At 56.7% G+C, this 15,764-nt stretch carries 18 protein-coding genes and 1 tRNA gene; 9 read left to right on the top strand and 10 right to left on the bottom strand.

Going from position 1 to position 15,764, the window contains the following annotated elements; translation table 11 throughout:
- Positions 1 to 8: 8 nt before the first annotated feature.
- The 3 genes from ACR0C5_RS03755 to ACR0C5_RS03765 all read right to left on the bottom strand — a co-directional run bounded on the left by ACR0C5_RS03755 (position 9) and on the right by ACR0C5_RS03765 (position 3,338).
- On the bottom strand, positions 9 to 1,367 hold the full coding sequence (locus tag ACR0C5_RS03755) for a TRAP transporter large permease (RefSeq protein WP_480874641.1): 1,359 nt from the start codon (positions 1,365 to 1,367) through the stop codon (positions 9 to 11).
- Entirely contained in the window at positions 1,367 to 2,032 is a 666-nt protein-coding gene (locus ACR0C5_RS03760) for a TRAP transporter small permease (protein WP_170770084.1), read from the bottom strand. Before ACR0C5_RS03760 ends, ACR0C5_RS03755 begins: the two co-directional genes overlap by 1 nt.
- Before the next feature lie 67 nt (positions 2,033 to 2,099).
- Positions 2,100 to 3,338, bottom strand: coding sequence for a TRAP transporter substrate-binding protein (locus ACR0C5_RS03765; protein WP_170770083.1), 1,239 nt, complete (start codon positions 3,336 to 3,338; stop codon positions 2,100 to 2,102).
- A 107-nt stretch (positions 3,339 to 3,445) separates the two neighbouring features.
- Between ACR0C5_RS03765 and ACR0C5_RS03770 the strand changes: the two genes are divergently transcribed.
- The 3 genes from ACR0C5_RS03770 (at position 3,446) to ACR0C5_RS03780 (ending at position 6,586) form a co-directional block, all read left to right on the top strand.
- The gene (locus tag ACR0C5_RS03770; RefSeq protein WP_480874645.1) at positions 3,446 to 5,041 is read left to right on the top strand and encodes a GMC family oxidoreductase; all 1,596 of its coding nucleotides are present in this window, start codon (positions 3,446 to 3,448) and stop codon (positions 5,039 to 5,041) included.
- A 616-nt stretch (positions 5,042 to 5,657) separates the two neighbouring features.
- Positions 5,658 to 6,191 carry a hypothetical protein gene (locus ACR0C5_RS03775; RefSeq protein WP_480874648.1) on the top strand — a complete coding sequence of 178 codons (534 nt, stop codon included), beginning with the start codon at positions 5,658 to 5,660 and terminating at the stop codon, positions 6,189 to 6,191.
- 197 nt (positions 6,192 to 6,388) lie between these two features.
- A complete protein-coding gene (locus ACR0C5_RS03780; protein WP_480874651.1) occupies positions 6,389 to 6,586 on the top strand; it encodes a tyrosine-type recombinase/integrase in 198 nt (65 codons plus the stop codon).
- Between the two features lie 102 nt (positions 6,587 to 6,688).
- On the opposite strand, the gene ACR0C5_RS03785 is transcribed toward ACR0C5_RS03780, so the two are convergent.
- A tRNA-Thr gene (locus tag ACR0C5_RS03785) sits at positions 6,689 to 6,764 on the bottom strand.
- 163 nt (positions 6,765 to 6,927) lie between these two features.
- On the opposite strand from ACR0C5_RS03785, the gene ACR0C5_RS03790 reads away from it, so the two are divergent.
- Positions 6,928 to 7,836 carry a hypothetical protein gene (locus ACR0C5_RS03790; RefSeq protein WP_480874653.1) on the top strand — a complete coding sequence of 303 codons (909 nt, stop codon included), beginning with the start codon at positions 6,928 to 6,930 and terminating at the stop codon, positions 7,834 to 7,836.
- Between the two features lie 48 nt (positions 7,837 to 7,884).
- Here the strand turns inward: ACR0C5_RS03790 and ACR0C5_RS03795 are convergent, their stop codons facing one another.
- Positions 7,885 to 8,154, bottom strand: coding sequence for a DUF2312 domain-containing protein (locus tag ACR0C5_RS03795; protein WP_170614681.1), 270 nt, complete (start codon positions 8,152 to 8,154; stop codon positions 7,885 to 7,887).
- A gap of 163 nt (positions 8,155 to 8,317) precedes the next feature.
- On the opposite strand from ACR0C5_RS03795, the gene ACR0C5_RS03800 reads away from it, so the two are divergent.
- A complete protein-coding gene (locus ACR0C5_RS03800; protein WP_170770077.1) occupies positions 8,318 to 8,536 on the top strand; it encodes a hypothetical protein in 219 nt (72 codons plus the stop codon).
- A 9-nt stretch (positions 8,537 to 8,545) separates the two neighbouring features.
- On the opposite strand, the gene ACR0C5_RS03805 is transcribed toward ACR0C5_RS03800, so the two are convergent.
- A complete protein-coding gene (locus tag ACR0C5_RS03805) occupies positions 8,546 to 8,761 on the bottom strand; it encodes a hypothetical protein (protein WP_480874656.1) in 216 nt (71 codons plus the stop codon).
- A 244-nt stretch (positions 8,762 to 9,005) separates the two neighbouring features.
- Between ACR0C5_RS03805 and ACR0C5_RS03810 the strand changes: the two genes are divergently transcribed.
- Genes ACR0C5_RS03810 through ACR0C5_RS03825 form a run of 4 tightly spaced genes read left to right on the top strand, consistent with a single transcriptional unit; the run spans position 9,006 to position 11,186 of the window.
- Positions 9,006 to 9,869 (top strand): MBL fold metallo-hydrolase, encoded by an 864-nt coding sequence (locus ACR0C5_RS03810; RefSeq protein WP_170770075.1) that lies wholly within the window; start codon positions 9,006 to 9,008, stop codon positions 9,867 to 9,869.
- A gap of 22 nt (positions 9,870 to 9,891) precedes the next feature.
- Positions 9,892 to 10,314 (top strand): YeeE/YedE family protein, encoded by a 423-nt coding sequence (locus ACR0C5_RS03815; RefSeq protein ID WP_170790449.1) that lies wholly within the window; start codon positions 9,892 to 9,894, stop codon positions 10,312 to 10,314.
- Positions 10,314 to 10,745: a DUF6691 family protein gene (locus ACR0C5_RS03820; RefSeq protein ID WP_170770073.1), complete on the top strand. Its 432-nt coding sequence runs from the start codon at positions 10,314 to 10,316 to the stop codon at positions 10,743 to 10,745. Before ACR0C5_RS03815 ends, ACR0C5_RS03820 begins: the two co-directional genes overlap by 1 nt.
- Positions 10,746 to 10,754: 9 nt before the next feature.
- The gene (locus tag ACR0C5_RS03825; RefSeq protein WP_170790448.1) at positions 10,755 to 11,186 is read left to right on the top strand and encodes a protein tyrosine phosphatase family protein; all 432 of its coding nucleotides are present in this window, start codon (positions 10,755 to 10,757) and stop codon (positions 11,184 to 11,186) included.
- Positions 11,187 to 11,195: 9 nt separating this feature from the next.
- Here ACR0C5_RS03825 and ACR0C5_RS03830 read toward each other — a convergent pair whose 3' ends face one another.
- From ACR0C5_RS03830 to ACR0C5_RS03845, 4 genes are all read right to left on the bottom strand, one after another.
- Positions 11,196 to 12,269: a FliM/FliN family flagellar motor C-terminal domain-containing protein gene (locus tag ACR0C5_RS03830; protein WP_480502731.1), complete on the bottom strand. Its 1,074-nt coding sequence runs from the start codon at positions 12,267 to 12,269 to the stop codon at positions 11,196 to 11,198.
- 73 nt (positions 12,270 to 12,342) lie between these two features.
- Entirely contained in the window at positions 12,343 to 15,021 is a 2,679-nt protein-coding gene (locus ACR0C5_RS03835; protein WP_480874660.1) for an ATP-binding protein, read from the bottom strand.
- Entirely contained in the window at positions 15,009 to 15,320 is a 312-nt protein-coding gene (locus ACR0C5_RS03840) for a hypothetical protein (protein ID WP_170770069.1), read from the bottom strand. Before ACR0C5_RS03840 ends, ACR0C5_RS03835 begins: the two co-directional genes overlap by 13 nt.
- Positions 15,317 to 15,697 (bottom strand): response regulator transcription factor, encoded by a 381-nt coding sequence (locus ACR0C5_RS03845; protein ID WP_170770068.1) that lies wholly within the window; start codon positions 15,695 to 15,697, stop codon positions 15,317 to 15,319. The genes ACR0C5_RS03840 and ACR0C5_RS03845 overlap by 4 nt, the downstream gene beginning before the upstream one ends.
- Positions 15,698 to 15,764 lie beyond the last annotated feature (67 nt).

Below are 15,764 nucleotides of genomic sequence, written 5' to 3' on the forward strand. Positions count from 1 at the left end.
GGTACATTCTAGTTGTTTGGCAGCAGGATCAAGGCCAGATCAGGTACCAGTGACACCAGTATCCAAACTGATAGCAAAGCCACTAGATACGGCACCGTGTAGCGCAACAATCTGAAATAGGGCACGCCGGTCACGCCGGACGCCACGTACAAGTTCAATCCATAGGGCGGGGTGATGAAACCGATGGATGCCCCAACCAGAAAGATCACCGAGAAATGGATTGGATCGACGCCAACAGACGCTGCTATGGGGGCCAGGATCGGCGCAAGAATGATCGTGACAGGTAGGCTTTCCAACACCATGCCGGAAAAGAATACGATCACCATCGAGGTAAACAACACGGCGTGGTACCCGCCCATTGAGGTGACAAAATCACCGATCGTCTGCTGCGCCCCCAGCAACGACAGGATTTGCTGCATCACGACAGACACTGCAATCAGCGGTGCAAGGATACCAGTGATCTGCGCAGATCGGATCACGATCGAGGGGATCTCGGGGATGGTAAACCCTTCAACGACGAACATCTCGGCATAGGTTTTCTCGGTCGGCGGAATATTGTTGCGCGCGCCCATGATGCGGTTAATCGGATAGCTGACCAGCCCGGCAATCACACAGAATCCGACAGTCACGCCGGCGGCTTCGGTGGGTGAAAACTTGCCGGTGTAGATGCCCCACAGTACTAGGCCGATGGCAAAGAACCCAAGCCAAGCGCCAAAGGCGGTTTTCAGGATGCGGTTAAGTTGCAACGGGATCAGATAGCCCCAACCGTTGACGCGGCAGATGATCCAACAGGCCAGTTGCATGCCCATCACCATCAGCGCGCCGGGCAGAATGCCGGCCACGAACAGCTCGGAGATTGGCAGGTTCATCAGGAACCCGTAGACGATGAAAATAATGGACGGCGGTATGATGATGCCGACCGTGCCACCCGCAGCAGCGGTTGCGGCACTAAAGCGCTCGTCATAACCGCCCTTGACCATTTCCGGGTGCAGCATCGACCCGATCGTCGCGGTGGTGGCCGAGTTTGAGCCGGAAATCGCCGCGAACAACCCGCACGCCCCCAGCGAGGCCATCGCAAGCCCGCCGCGTATCCAGCCCAGACAGGCATAGGCAAAGTCGCTTAGCCGGCGCGCAATACCGGATTTGTTGATCAGGTCACCGGTCAGAATGAATAATGGCATCGCCAACAGGGCGAAGCCCTTGTTGAACACGTTCAAGAGTTCCGCTCCCATATTGTCCAGCGTCAGGCCAAGGACAAAAGAACAGCCGATCACCCAATAGCTGATGACCAGCAGAACCGGCACGCCCAGCATGAACAGAAAAGTGACCCCTATCGAGATCAGAGTTACCCAGGTTCCGTCCGCCATCAGTCCGATCCTATCACCGCCTGCTGAAGCAGTGGCTTACCTGTTTTCCAGTTGTCAAAATCATCTGCCAGGTTCTGAAACACCCGCCCAACCATTAGGAAGAACGACAGCGGCGCGGCCAGAAGGAACCACCATTGCATGATGTTGTCGGTTCCGAGCACGATCTGAAAATTCGAAGCCGAAAGCGCCACCAGACGTGTCGTTGTCACGATGACAATGACTGCGAAAATGAACCAAAGAACAGCGTCCAATATCAGACAGGCCAGCTGCGCGCCGCGCGGCATCCCCGTGCGAAATTCAGTAAAGCTCAGATGTGTACGCAGGCGCACGTTGTAAGACGCGCCAAACCAGGCCATCACCATGAACAACAACGGCGGGATGGTCGTCGACCACGGTTCCTGATCGTTGAACACAAACCTGTCTATAACACCCCAAAAGATGATCAGCGCGATGGCCAGATAGGAGTACACCATGACCGAGCGTTCAAGCTGGCGCTCGATGAACGGTACTTTTCGGTAGATCATCATGATTAGCAAACCGCCGAGCGCGGCGACCACCGTTCCGACTACCCAAGCCGCGTCAGACCGCAGTGCGGTTTGAATCTCGAATGAATCCCGGCTGAGTAAGGCGCTGAAAATTGCCCCAATATCTGCCCACAGCGACATGAACCCCGTCCTCCCAGTCGGTGTTTAGTGGAACCGGCCCGCGAAAGGACCGGTTCGTTCAGTTTAATTAGGCAGTGCCCATCCACCAACGGCGGGGTTCGACATTCTCAGGCAGCATATCCGCCGGAATCTCGCGCGCGATGTCGTAGATTTCCTGATAGGTATCGATGCCACCTGCCCAGTTGTTCAGACGCTCACGCCATTGCGCCCAGGGTTCAGGGTTGTAGTTTGGCGCACACATTTCTTCGGCCAATTTGATCTGATCATCAGCCAGGAACGCGGCCCGTACACCGTTTTCGGCAAAGATCGTGTTCGGCAGTTGCGGGTCCGAGAAGCCCACGGTGTTCAGCAACGCAGCCTCGTTCGCACCTTGAATGAGCGCTTGTGTGAAGTACGAGGATTCCATGACGGCATCCTGAAGCTCTCCGCTCAGGCTGTCGAACACTTTTGCTGACATCGAGGTGTGTTCGGTACCACAGAAGAACTTGAGGTTCACCGACTGCGACACAACTGGGGCCATGTTGGCATAAGCCACGGCAGAGGCCCAAGTCTCGGCCCCATCGATCAGACCAGTTTTCAACGCATCCAACGTCTCTTCCCACGCGACAGGCACTGGGTTCAGGTTCAGCAGTTGCATTGCGATCCGACCAAGTTGTGTGCCGGTCACGCGGTTCTTAGTACCGAACAACTCTTCCAGCTTTGTAACAGTTGGTTTGTCTGCAAAGTTAGAACCCATCTGAAGGCCACGCAGTTCACAATGGGTGAACAAGAACTTCAGCCCATGGCGCTTCTCAAGGGGGTCTCGTAAGATGCGCTGACTGGCGGGGCTGTAAAAGAAATGATACTGCGCTGCGCGGCTGGGGAACATATAGGCATAGTCCAACACGTTCAAATACGGCGCGCCGCCTGCCGAGTTCTGGGTTGAAGCGGCATAGATGTCGACGATTCCCTGCTGAGTCTTCTCGACGCAGCTCAGCTGACCGCAGATCTGGTTGTCGCCGATGAACTCGATGCGAATCTCACCGTCTGTACGCTCTTCGAGGTCGCGCGCGAACTCGATGGCACCGGCCCGTTCGATCAAAAGGTTGCGGGTATTGAAGCCGGCCGCACCGAATTTCAGCGTGTGTTTGGGCTCCTTCGAAAACCTCTTTTCATAATTTGACTCAGCGGCTTGCGCCAGATTGGCGAGGCTCATCGCGCCGCCAAACCCACCAGCTGCCAGCAGAGTCGAGCTCATGCCATAGCGCCCTGCCACACGGAAGAAATCCCGCCGTGAAATGCCACTCAGTTTCCGTCCGATCTCCATTGCTATCCTCCCGTTTCGCAATTATTGAGACGTTTTGTATCAAAAAATGCTAGTATAGTTCTGGCAATTTGCATAGAGTTTTTTGACGAATTTGGGAGGAGACGGTCATGGAAGTGGATTATGCGGTTGTCGGGGCGGGGTCTTCTGGCTGTGTCATTGCCAACCGCCTAAGCGCTGATCCCAACACCAAAGTCGCCCTGCTTGAAGCGGGCGGGCCAGATACGAACCCGTGGATTCACATCCCAGTTGGGTATTTCAAAACCATGCACAATCCGTCGGTCGACTGGTGCTACCGCACCGAACCCGACCCAGGGTTGAACGGTCGTTCCATCGACTGGCCGCGCGGCAAAGTACTGGGTGGATCATCCTCGCTAAACGGTCTCCTTTATGTACGCGGACAAAAAGAGGACTACGACCGCTGGCGCCAGATGGGCAATGTCGGCTGGGGATGGGAAGATTTGCTGCCCCTATTCAAACGCAGCGAAGATCAGGAACGCGGCGAGGATGCCTTTCACGGCACAGGCGGCCCGCTGTCAGTATCGAATATGCGTATACAACGTCCGATCTGCGACGCCTGGGTCGCCGCTGCGCAATCCGCGGGCTATCCGTTCAACCCGGACTACAACGGTGCGGAACAAGAAGGCGTCGGGTATTTTCAACTGACGACGCGCAACGGTCGCAGGTGCAGCGCTGCGGTGGCTTATCTCAAGCCGGTCCGCGACCGCACCAATCTGAATATCATCACCCACGCTATGGTGTCGCACGTCACATTTAACGGCAAAAAAGCGACCGGACTGGAATATCGCGACCGATCTGGAGCTGTGCAGAAAATCACCGTTCGTCGCGAGATCATTCTGTCCGGCGGAGCAATCAACTCGCCGCAGATATTGATGCTATCGGGCATTGGTGATCCCGATCACTTGAAGGATAACGGGATTGAGCCGATCCACGCGTTGCCTCGCGTTGGCAAAGGTTTGCAGGATCACCTGCAGGCGCGACTTGTATTCAAATGCAACGAGCCCACGCTGAATGACGAAGTGCGTAGCCTGTTCAATCAGGCCCGGATTGCGCTAAAATATGCGTTGTTCCGCGCAGGTCCCATGACCATGGCCGCTAGCCTTGCCACCGGGTTTCTGAAAACGCGCCCCGAAGTGCAAACGCCCGATATCCAGTTCCACGTCCAGCCGTGGTCGGCGGACAGTCCTGGCGAGGGGGTACACCCGTTTTCTGCCTTTACCATGTCGGTTTGCCAATTGCGCCCGGAAAGCCGAGGCGAGCTGCATTTAAATGGGCCCGATCCATCTGAATATGTCAAAATCTTCCCGAATTACCTGTCTACGGAAACCGACTGCCGGACGATCGTGGACGGTGTGAACATCGCTCGAAGGATTGCACGACATAACCCATTAGCGTCAAAAATTTCGGAAGAGTTCCGGCCTGACGCGCAGCTATCCTGCGATGATTACGAAGGCACACTGGACTGGGCACGGTCGAATTCTGTTTCGATTTACCATCCGACGGGCACTTGCGCGATGGGCGCGTCGGGCGATGCAGTCGTAGACCCCAAACTGAAAGTCAACGGAATAGAAAATCTGCGGGTCGCTGATTGCTCGATCATGCCAGAAATCGTCAGCGGAAACACCAACGCACCTGCGATCATGATCGGTGAAAAGGCGAGCGATTTAATACTTGCGGATGCCTGACCACTCGGCACGTGCGATCACTTCGGACAGGAGCACGGCGACAGCGGGTGGCCCCAACCGAAGCAACTTGGCTGCGCGTCTCAAAGATGTCCGACTGAAAAAGGGATACACTCTAAAGGCTTTGGCCAAGGCATTGGGCGTCGAACACCACACTATGATCAAGCAAATGGAACTTGGCAATGTGGCAGTACCTTCGAACCTATGGGTAACACTTGACGAACCTCTCAATTTGGATCGCTATATCTGGGTGCGTCTTTGAACCCAAGAATAACATCCCGACATGCATTGGTCGCTCTTGGCAACCTAAGCAGCCGGGAAGTAGCGAACTTCTTGGATGCCTTGCACAAGGGACAACTGAAAAACTTGCTGAACCAGCAGAACCAACAACCCAAACCAAAATCCACACCTGAAGACCTGACCTCTGCATGCCCAGCGCAAAGCGGATCGATTTAGCGTGCCCAAGTTCGGATGCGCTGGGTCTTCTTTGTGTCTAAAGAAAGAGCCCAATGAATATCTTCAAACCAATGACAGCCCGTACTTCGACAAGTTCATGATCGGCGGCAAAGAGTACAAGGCCAGTACCAAGCGCAAAGACTAGGCTGTTGCTAAACGCGTCATGCCGGCGGAATACAACAAGGTCATGGACATTCGCCAACATGGCGAGAAGCCGGAGATAACGCTCCGAGACGCCTCCGCGCTCACGGTGGCCAGTGTCCAAAGCCGGACCAAGGACAGCTACCAATACAACATGCATCAAATGCTAGGGCTGACCAAGGTCTTCCACGGCCACTGGTCGCTTGATCCTGACCGTCCTCTTTCTCCTTGGACCGGTGGCGACGTGGATCACCTAAGGATGGCACGTCGGGCAGAAGGTATGACGGCAAACACGACTAGAGTCGAACTTCGCTTTCTCAAGCGAGTGAACAACTTTTGCAAAAAGAAGAACAAGGTGAACCCTGACCTGGATACTGAATTCGATCGTGGCTTAGTGAAATGCCAAGTTTTTTCTGAAACCAAAGAAAATGCCATTCCCCAGTTTCCCAACGCCAAGGCATCTGAGGGAAACGCCGCATATCAGAAGGCGGTCGATCTGTTCGACTACCTAAAAAATAAAGGTTTAAGGCTGATTGAAGCCATTCTGGTCGAGTAAGCAGATATGATCTGGAAAACAGAGCGATCGGCAACCGGGGCCACAAAACCAAGAAGTCCGTGTTAGTCCCAATCAGCGACCGGCTCTACGACGTTTTTTACAAGGCTCCCTGAGCAACCAAAGCCTTTCGTCTCAATGGACCGGGCCGTCAAACCCAAGCGGCAAGCCTAACGGACAACTGCGCCTCCAGTGCCCGTGTGTTGGCGGAGAAAGGAGCGGCAACAATTCACTCCTGCAGAGATACCTATGCAACTCGGATGCTGAACAAAGGTATGCGACCTGAGGAAGTGTCTCATCTCTTAGGTCACTCGACGGTCACTCCGACACAAAAAACCGCCAAGTTCGCGAATCTGACCACGTCAGACAAAGCGCGCGAGTTGCTAAACGCAGCCTAAGGCAAAACCGAAAACGTCCCAAATTCCGACCCATTCTGGACTTACTGCACTGGGTCAAATCACCCTGATAGGTGTTAAGACTCAGTTTTTTAGGGAATTTCATGGTGCCCCCACACGGACTCGAACCGCGGACCTACTGATTACAAATCAGTTGCTCTACCAGCTGAGCTATAGGGGCACTGGGTGTCGATTACTTTCTCTGCCGCGCGACTGCAAGCCCGAAATTTCACCGCAACTTAGGGAAATTCTTGTTTCGTCGTTGGCGAGGCAAGCGAAGGGTTAGTTGAGGCGGGTTTGACTGCGCGGGTTGCAACCTGTAACCCGACAAACGAGGCAAGAAGATGCAGGGACGAGAGCCGGATATGCAGTTTGCGATCCACGCTGGGGCCGCTTTTACGGATCAGGGGCGGCTGCAAAGGTCGCTTCAGGCGAATGGTGCGTTGCTCAGCGAGTGTGGCGCGCGGTTCTTTGGCCCTCGTCGGTATCGTCAGTATTTCAAACCGAATTTCGGCGGGCCGGATATTCGAACTCTGTCACCTGACGCAATCAAGAAAATGCGACTGGCCTTGCCTGTGGACGCGGCGACCAAGCGTGCCATTTTCCTGAACGACAATTTCGTCGGTGATCAGGAGAATCTTCTGCGCGACGGCCAACTTTATCCCGATGCCGGGCGCAGGATGGCGCTGTTGCAGCAGGCCTTTCCAGAAGAACCTATAAATCTGTATTTCGCCCTTAGAAATCCGGGCAGTTTCATCCCGAAACTGCTGATGGCCCTGCCCGACCCAGATCGGGAAGAGATTCTGCGCACAACAGATCTAAGCTGTCTGAGCTGGATTGGCATGATCGAGGATATTCGTGATCTCGCCCCGGATGTGAAGATTACGCTTTGGTGCAACGAAGACACCCCCCTCATCTGGGGCAATGTTGTGCGCCAAGTCAGCGGGATACCAGAAACCGCAGCCCTGACCGGAGAATATGACCTGATCTTGTCGTTGTTGACTGCAGAGGGGCAAGTTCTGGCGCAGGCAGCCTTGGACACTGAAGCCAACGATCCTGAAGCCCTTCAGGTCCAGTTGTTCCACATTTTTGAGGAACACGCCGAAACGGACAGGCTTGAAGAGGAGCTTGAGCTTCCCGGATGGAACGCAGAAATCGTTGATGCATTCTCGGAGCTGTACGAACAGGACGTAGCTCGGTTGGCAAATATGAGCGGGATTCAGGTTCTGAGCCCGCGCAACGCGCCCCTCTAGGTACAGAGGGATGGGCAAACGCCGGGTGTGGGCGTTTGCAAAGGGCCTTTAGCTCATGCCAAGCGCTTCTTTGTACATTTCAAGGACCGCCTCTTCCTCGGCGATGTCGTCCTTGTCGCGTTTACGTAGGGCAATGACCTTGCGCATCACCTTGGTGTCGTAGCCGCGGGCCTTGGCTTCGGCCATAACCTCTTTCTGCTGCTCTGCGATGTCTTTTTTCTCGGCATCCAGACGCTCGAACCGCTCGATAAATTGGCGCAGTTCTCCGGCGGTCACGCGGTAATTGGCGGTGGCCTGGTCTTCGGTCATATCTTCCATCTACGTCTCTCCCAGAGGTTGCGGTCCGGCCGCGGTGGCAGCGGCAATATGCCGGATACATCGCACCCGCCGGCGCCGCAAGCGGTCAATCGCAGGCCGGGCTTGTGCGCCACAATGCGATCCGGTAAGCGCAATGCGCATCAGCAAAAGATTGCGAGGCCAAATGTTCGAACTCATCACCTGGGGCGGAGCCGCCCTGTCGCTTGCCGGTCTCCTGGGGCTGGTCTGGTGTATCCTGCGCGTGATGAAGGCCCGCAAATCGGGCCTGTCTGATGATGAACTGCGCGCCGTTGTTCAGGGGGTTCTGCCGTGGAATCTGGCATCCCTGTTTTTGTCGGTCCTGGGCCTGATGCTGGTGATCCTTGGAATTTCGTTCAGCTAAACCTTTACGTCATACTGGCAAGTTGTCGAACTGCGCTTCCATTGCATCTTCGCAAAGGGCCGCATCCAGGCGACGCAGCCGCGATGGCACGTGAACGCCCTGCTGGCGCATCCGCTCAATTACCTTTGTAACGCGAGGCTGCAAGGCCAGACGAGTTTCCAGACAGGCACCCTGCAACTTTTCTTCCAGTTGTGCGGCTTCGGAATACAAATTGCTTGTAGACATCGTCATCCTCCCAAATGCTGTCTGACTACACCCATATAGGTAACTGTTTTAAGACTAGCTGATCCACGCCCGCGGTCGCGCATAAACTTGCCGTTACGTAAGGCAAAATCGGCGGCGAATTGCGGAACGGTTAAAGTCTAGTCGATTTCCGGCTAATCTGCCTTGACAGGCATCAAGTCACGCAAGCTTGATTGCGATATATTCCAGACTTACTATATAAAGAGAAAGACAAGCGGAGGGCAAGATGACACCCAAGGTCAAGGCATTTTTCGACACCGATACATTCACGGTGTCCTATCTGGTGCAAGAACCCGAAGGCACAGCCTGCGCGATTATCGACAGCGTTCTGGATTTCGACCATGCCTCGGGTCGCACGAGCACCAGTTCGGCCGACGAGATCATCAGCCATGTCCGCGCCAACGGGCTGAAGGTTGAATGGATTTTGGAAAGTCATGTCCATGCCGACCACCTGTCGGCTGCGCCTTACCTTCAGCAGGAACTGGGTGGGAAAATTGGCATCGGCGACCAGATCGTCACCATTCAGGAAACCTTCGGCAAAATCTTCAACGAAGGGACCGAGTTTCAGCGCGATGGCAGCCAATTCGACGCCCTGTTCCGCCAAGGCGACAGTTTTCACATCGGCCAGATGCGGGGTGATGTCCTGCATACGCCCGGCCACACTCCGGCTTGCATGACCTATGTGATCGGCGATGCGGCTTTTGTCGGCGATACCCTGTTCATGCCCGATTTCGGAACCGCGCGCTGTGACTTTCCCGGTGGGTCCTCGGAGGTCTTATATGACTCGATTCAAAAGATCCTTTCCCTGCCCGACGAGACTCGGATCTTTGTTGGTCACGACTACAAAGCCCCCGGCCGCGATGAATTCGCGTGGGAAACCACCGTGGGCGAACAAAAGGCGCTGAACGTGCATATCGGTCAGGGCCGCCCGATCGAAGAATTCGTCGAGATGCGGGATGCGCGCGATGCGACCCTGGGAATGCCGCGTCTGATCCTTCCTTCCCTTCAAGTTAACATGCGGGCCGGCCAGATGCCACCAGCGGACGAAAAAGGCGATGTTTTTCTGAAGGTTCCACTGAACAAGCTGTAACGATCCGTCGAAAGGGCAAACAATGCAAACGGAATGGATTTGGGGATTTGGCGGCGGCCTGATGATCGGGTTGGGCGCTGCCATTTACCTGTTGGGTAACGGTCGCATCATGGGGGCCAGCGGTATTTTAGGCGGGCTGATCGACGGCTCGGACCGTACAAAAGAGCGACTGGCCTTTATCGCAGGACTTGTCGGAATGCCCTTGATTCTCAGCCTGCTTCTATCTCCCGCGCCCGCGACACATCTGACAGGCAACCTCTCGGTCGTCATTATTGCGGGCCTGCTGGTTGGGGTCGGCACTCGGATCGCCAATGGCTGCACGTCGGGGCATGGGGTTTGCGGCATCTCCCGGTTTTCGCTGCGCGGCATCGTGGCGACGGTAATTTATATTGGCGCCGGTGCCGTAATCTTGGTGTTCCTGCGCCACCTGCTGGGGTTGATCTGATGCGTATGGTGATTTCCCTCCTCGCAGGGTCCCTTTTCGGCGCGGGGCTGCTTTTGTCGGGCATGACCGACACCACCAAAGTTCAGGGTTGGTTGGACATTTTCGGAAATTGGGACCCGACGCTGGCCTTTGTGATGGGCGGCGCGATCGTGCCCATGTTCTTTGCCTGGCGACTGGCCGAGCACCGCCGCCCGTTGACTGGCGGGACGTTTCCGGCCCCATCCGCTCCCGAGCTTGACCGCAACCTGATCATCGGCTCGGTTATGTTCGGGATGGGTTGGGGGCTGTCGGGCCTGTGCCCTGGACCGGCCATTGCGTCGATCTCATATGGGGGAGTTGGCGGGATTGTGTTCCTTCTTGCGATGATTGCGGGGATGTATGCGGCCCCTGCGGTGGGGTCGAAACTGGACAGGGCGGCCAACGCGGCCTAATCAAACAGGATGGAGATTCGCCCCATCACCCCCCGCTACGCCGTCTCGCCGCAAATCACGGTCGAGGATGTCCCAGCCATTGTCGATGCAGGTTTCGTGAAGGTTATCTGCAACCGCCCGAATACTGAGGTGCCGGTCGATATGCAGTCTGACGCAATCGGTCAGGCTGTTCGGGCGGCAGGGCTGGAATATGAGGTTCTGGAACTGACCCACCAGACGATGACGCCGGAAAACGTGACCCGTCAGCGTGACCTTGCCGAAAACTGCACCGGGCCGGTTCTGGCCTATTGCGCCTCTGGCACGCGATGCTCGGTTGTCTGGGCCTTGGGACAATGTGACCGGATGAGCACCGATGACATTCTAGAGGCCACAACCAAGGCGGGTTACGCACTGGAGAACCTGCGCCCGACGCTGGACCAAATTCGCGGCTCGACAGACTGATCTACCGCTTTACCCAAATGCATCCGGGTTGTTTTCCAAACCAGCGAGTTTGGAAATTTCGGCGGCGATCTGATCAGAGTCGTTGAATTCCAGTGTCTCTGCTGTCAGATCGGGCTCCTTTATCGAGGGCTGACTTTCTTGCCTCGCTGTTTCTGCGTGGTGAGGTTGCTCGGTGGCCAACCGGGCTTCCAGAAACTCTTCGGTATTGGCCAGTGCTGGCAGTGGTGCATATTCATTTAACCGCACTGCTCGCATCCCGCCACATTGGCCCAATCGTCCGACCGCGGCACGGGTGCGATCTATGGTCAGAACCTCGGCCCGATCCAACCGGGAGCCGGTAAGCGGCAATACATCGCCCGCCGAGAGCCCCGACAATGCAGCCAGCGGCAGGGTCATTCGGCAAATCACCGTGTTCAATTCGGCCCGCACAACCCCGGTTGCCTGCTCCAGGCTCGGCCCCGAGGGGTCTTCTGGCACAATTTCAGCATCCGTGCCCGCCCGCTCGGGCAAAAGCAGTGCAATATGGCCCTGACGCAACCCGCCACTCAATTCGACCGTCAGATCAAAGGTCAAATATGCGTCCTCAACCATGGCCAGGGACAACGATCGCATATCAGCAAGACGGGCTTTGAATTCATAACCGGTTAGGCCAGGCTGGCCGCCAGTGGGATCGGCTAAAGCATCGGCGCGACGCAGTGCCTCTTCGACCATTGGCGCGACCATGGCGGCATCCGTGTCTGTGAACGAGCGACCGGAAGGAGGGTCAGGCATGACCTCTCCGATCGTTTGCACTTGAAGGATGGCCGATACCACCCCGATATCCATACATACCGCTGCCGCGACCCCATCGGGATCTGAGAAGCGCAACAACAACCAATCGTCGCCTGCAAAATCGCCCAGTACATCCGGAGATCTTGCTGACTGCTTCGCCCCGATGACTGAAAGAGGTAAGTTCAACCGATCCCCCGCGGCGCGGGCAAACCCCAGCCGAAAAGCGCGCAGGGCAGAACGAGGGCCATCCCCCTGCCCTTCTTGCCCGACCGAGAGTTTGCGCGCCAACACCGCGTTGACCGGTTGTGCCATAGCCTAAACCGCCAATTTACTTCATCTTCTCTGGTCTAACCCAGCGGCAGTTACCAATGTCTTTACAAAAAAGCTATTGCGCGGCCTGCCGATAGGCCAACGGCACGCGAACGCGGAACGCTGCGCCGCCTTGACCGGGCAAGTAGGTGATCTCTCCGCCAAGGCGCTGCATGATTTCCCGGCAGATCGCCAGACCCAATCCCGCCCCGCCGGCTTTGTCACCGCCGATCCGAGCGAATTTCTCGAACACCATCGACTGCGCCTCGGGAGGAATGCCGCTGCCGTTATCGGTGAAATCGACCACGACTTGTCCCCCTACATCATGGGCGGAAATCGTCAGAACCGGCTCATCCGCGTCGCAATACTTCTGGGCGTTCGTGATCAGATTGATGAAGACCTGCCCCAGACGATCAAGATCGGTATGGAGCGGCAGGCGTTCAGACGTGATGGAACGCCGAACGGTCAAAGTATGGCTTCCTCCGGCCAAAGCGCTGGAAACAGCCCGATCCAGCACGGACCGCAGCGTATCGCCACCCATGTTCAAACTGACCCGACCGCTTTCCAGAACGCTGAGGTCCAACAAATCGTCCAGCAGCCGCGTCAGGCGCAGCGCCTCGTCATGGATGATGGCGGCATAGCGCGTCTGTTCCTGGACGCTCAGCCCGTCCGTGTCGCGCATGATCTCGGAAAACGCCCGGATCGAGGTCATGGGGGTGCGCAATTCATGGCTGACCTGGCTGAGGAAACTGTCTTTCTGCTCTGAGATTTGGGTCAGCTTGGTATTGGCCTCGCGCAGTTGCCGTGCAGTGCGGCTGAGTTCGGCTGACTTCACCTCAAGCTGGCTGGAATATTCCAACAATTGCGCCGATTCGTCGGCCACCGCCAGCAGGTCTTCGACCGAAACCGACGAGCCTCCCACGATCTGACCGATCATCGCGTGGGCCGTCGCCGCCCCGACCGAACCGCTAAGTTCCCGTTCCAGCCGCTCCAGAAAGGCAGGTGTCGGCTCGGGTAGGCGCGTGCGGCCACCCTGTTGTTGGGCTTCGGCCTGAAAGAATTCCTGCGCAGGACCGGCCCCAAGAATCCGCTGGGTCATGATCATCAGGTCTTCGCTTTGTGCGACCGATCCACTCCAGCCACGTGGGGCAACGGAATGGTCAAATACATTGACGAATTGCGCGCCCTGCAACCGTTCCAGCGGGCTGGGAAAGCTCAGCAGCGAAGCCACGCAGAACGCCACCGTGTTCAACGACAGCGACCACATCACCGCGTGGACCATTGGATCCATGCCCTCGATCCCGAACAGCGCCTGCGGGCGTAACCAGCCCAGCCCGAAAGGTCCGTGCTGCAAGACGCTGTCGGTCATCAGGACACCGCCCATTCCGGGCAGCAACAACGTATATATCCAAAGCAGAAACCCGGTCGTCAGCCCCACAAGCGCGCCCGTCCGCGTGGCCCCTCTCCAGAACAACCCGCCGACCAAAGCGGGTAAAATTTGCGAAATTCCGGCAAAAGCCACCAACCCGATTGACGCAAGCGCCGCTCCTCCTCCTGACAATCGGTAATAATAGTACCCAAACGCCATGATCACCGCGATAGACACGCGTCGCGCCATCAAAACAACGTTGCGCACATCGCCCGAGACAGGTCCGCCCCCTTCCTGCGTGCTCAGCCAAATGGGCATAACCACATGGTTCGACACCATAGTCGACAGCGCCATGGCGGTGACGATCACCATGGATGTGGCCGACGAAAATCCTCCGATAAATGACAGCATGGCCAGCCATTCATTGCCCTGCGACAGCGGTACCGTCAGCACAAACAGATCGGGGTTCGAGCCGTCGGGCAACAGGTCAAGCCCGACCACGGCGATCGGCACCACGAACAGGCTCATCAACAGAAGATATAGCGGAAAGGCCCAGGCGGCAGTCCTCAGATGCGCTTCATCTGCGTTCTCGACGACCATGACCTGAAACATGCGGGGCAGACAGACAAAGGCCGCAGCGGACAGAAAGACAAAGGTTGTCCAGCGACCGGCATCGACGTTCCACTGACCTATCTCCGAGGCGTCAATACGGTCCATCATTGGCGCGACACCGCCGGCAATGCCCCAGACAACAAAGATGCCCACCGCCAGAAGCGCAAAAAGTTTGACGACGGATTCAACCGCAATTGCAGTGACCACGCCGTGGTGGCGCTCGTTGGCGTCCAGATTTCGCGTTCCAAACAAAATGGCAAAAACAGCCAGCCCTGCCGCAACCCAAAACACGCTTGATCCTTCGCGGTAAAGCCCTGTGGGGTCGGCCTCGGCAAAGATCGAAAAGGACAGAGTGATGGATTGCAGTTGCAGCGCGATATAAGGCGTGCCGCCTAGCACAGCCAGTATGGTCACGCCGATTGCCAGCGTGTTCGACTTGCCATACCGGGACGAGATCAGGTCGGCGATTGACGTCACCCGCTGACTGCGCCCCACCCGCACCAGTTTGCGTAAACCCCACCACCAGCTGATCATCACCAGCGTGGGGCCAAGATAGATCGTAACGAATTCCAGCCCCGAGCGGGCAGCATTGCCTACAGCGCCGTAAAAAGTCCAGGCAGTACAATAGATTGACAGAGACAGCGTATAGATCAGAGGTGAGCGCAACCACGCACCCTTGCCTGCCGCCGCCAACCGGTCCGCCGCAAAAGCGACGCCAAACAACAGCACGACATAGCCCAGACATACAAGGATTAGAACGTTCAGCGTTGCCATTTGTCCGCATCCGATTCGGCGTCATCTCGGCTAGCGCTGCGCCTAGCTGCGAAGCCAAAGATCAAGCTGACCCCGATCAGCAGGCCCCAGCAAAAGAAAATGTAGAACATGGCCGAGGACAGGGGCACACCGTTGTCGCCTTCGGATTCCGGCCAAAGCAACGGAATGGCGATCAGCGCGGCCCCCAGAATCGGAAGCAGTCGCGCGGCGTCCATCAGCCGGCGGCGGCGGTAACTCTGGCGTTCCAGAAACAGCGAAGGCCGAACGCCCGGAGGCTGTCGATCCCCGCCGTTGCTCATGATTGCGTGGCCTGAGCGTGCAAGTCGCGTACGGCTGTCAGCACCTCGGCATTGGAAAACGGCTTAGTCATAAAGCGGCTGACCCCAGCATTTTCAGCCATCTCGCGGTCGCGCGATTGCCCGCGTGCGGTCAGCATCAAAACCGGCAAGCTGCGCATATCGTCCAGTTCGCGCAGGTCACGCAGAATGTCCATGCCACTTTTGCCCGGCAACATGACATCAAGAATCACCAGATCAGGCTGTGCGCCCTGGATCACCTCGATCGCGTCCGTCCCTTCCGAGTGCGTTTCGACCTGCCAACCCTCACGCGTCAACAGGAACCGAATGGCCTCGGCAATGTTGGGCTCATCCTCAATCAACAGAACCTTGCGGCTCATTTGTCGTATTCCTCCCCGAGACGGATCATCCATCCACAAACCGTCAGCGCCAGCTTACGCCGTCTGT

The sequence above is a fragment of the Ruegeria sp. N8 genome (genome assembly GCF_056531325.1).

Coding starts and splice junctions, on each gene's coding strand:
- ACR0C5_RS03830 (WP_480502731.1), bottom strand. CDS start 12,269: ATGGCACAACCGGTCAACGCGGTGTTGGCGCGCAAACTCTCGGTCGGG.
- ACR0C5_RS03755 (WP_480874641.1), bottom strand. CDS start 1,367: ATGGCGGACGGAACCTGGGTAACTCTGATCTCGATAGGGGTCACTTTT.
- ACR0C5_RS03800 (WP_170770077.1), top strand. CDS start 8,318: ATGTTCGAACTCATCACCTGGGGCGGAGCCGCCCTGTCGCTTGCCGGT.
- ACR0C5_RS03765 (WP_170770083.1), bottom strand. CDS start 3,338: ATGGAGATCGGACGGAAACTGAGTGGCATTTCACGGCGGGATTTCTTC.
- ACR0C5_RS03775 (WP_480874648.1), top strand. CDS start 5,658: ATGCCGGCGGAATACAACAAGGTCATGGACATTCGCCAACATGGCGAG.
- ACR0C5_RS03790 (WP_480874653.1), top strand. CDS start 6,928: ATGCAGGGACGAGAGCCGGATATGCAGTTTGCGATCCACGCTGGGGCC.
- ACR0C5_RS03840 (WP_170770069.1), bottom strand. CDS start 15,320: ATGAGCAACGGCGGGGATCGACAGCCTCCGGGCGTTCGGCCTTCGCTG.
- ACR0C5_RS03760 (WP_170770084.1), bottom strand. CDS start 2,032: ATGTCGCTGTGGGCAGATATTGGGGCAATTTTCAGCGCCTTACTCAGC.
- ACR0C5_RS03805 (WP_480874656.1), bottom strand. CDS start 8,761: ATGTCTACAAGCAATTTGTATTCCGAAGCCGCACAACTGGAAGAAAAG.
- ACR0C5_RS03825 (WP_170790448.1), top strand. CDS start 10,755: ATGGAGATTCGCCCCATCACCCCCCGCTACGCCGTCTCGCCGCAAATC.
- ACR0C5_RS03845 (WP_170770068.1), bottom strand. CDS start 15,697: ATGAGCCGCAAGGTTCTGTTGATTGAGGATGAGCCCAACATTGCCGAG.
- ACR0C5_RS03770 (WP_480874645.1), top strand. CDS start 3,446: ATGGAAGTGGATTATGCGGTTGTCGGGGCGGGGTCTTCTGGCTGTGTC.
- ACR0C5_RS03795 (WP_170614681.1), bottom strand. CDS start 8,154: ATGGAAGATATGACCGAAGACCAGGCCACCGCCAATTACCGCGTGACC.
- ACR0C5_RS03810 (WP_170770075.1), top strand. CDS start 9,006: ATGACACCCAAGGTCAAGGCATTTTTCGACACCGATACATTCACGGTG.
- ACR0C5_RS03815 (WP_170790449.1), top strand. CDS start 9,892: ATGCAAACGGAATGGATTTGGGGATTTGGCGGCGGCCTGATGATCGGG.
- ACR0C5_RS03835 (WP_480874660.1), bottom strand. CDS start 15,021: ATGGCAACGCTGAACGTTCTAATCCTTGTATGTCTGGGCTATGTCGTG.
- ACR0C5_RS03820 (WP_170770073.1), top strand. CDS start 10,314: ATGCGTATGGTGATTTCCCTCCTCGCAGGGTCCCTTTTCGGCGCGGGG.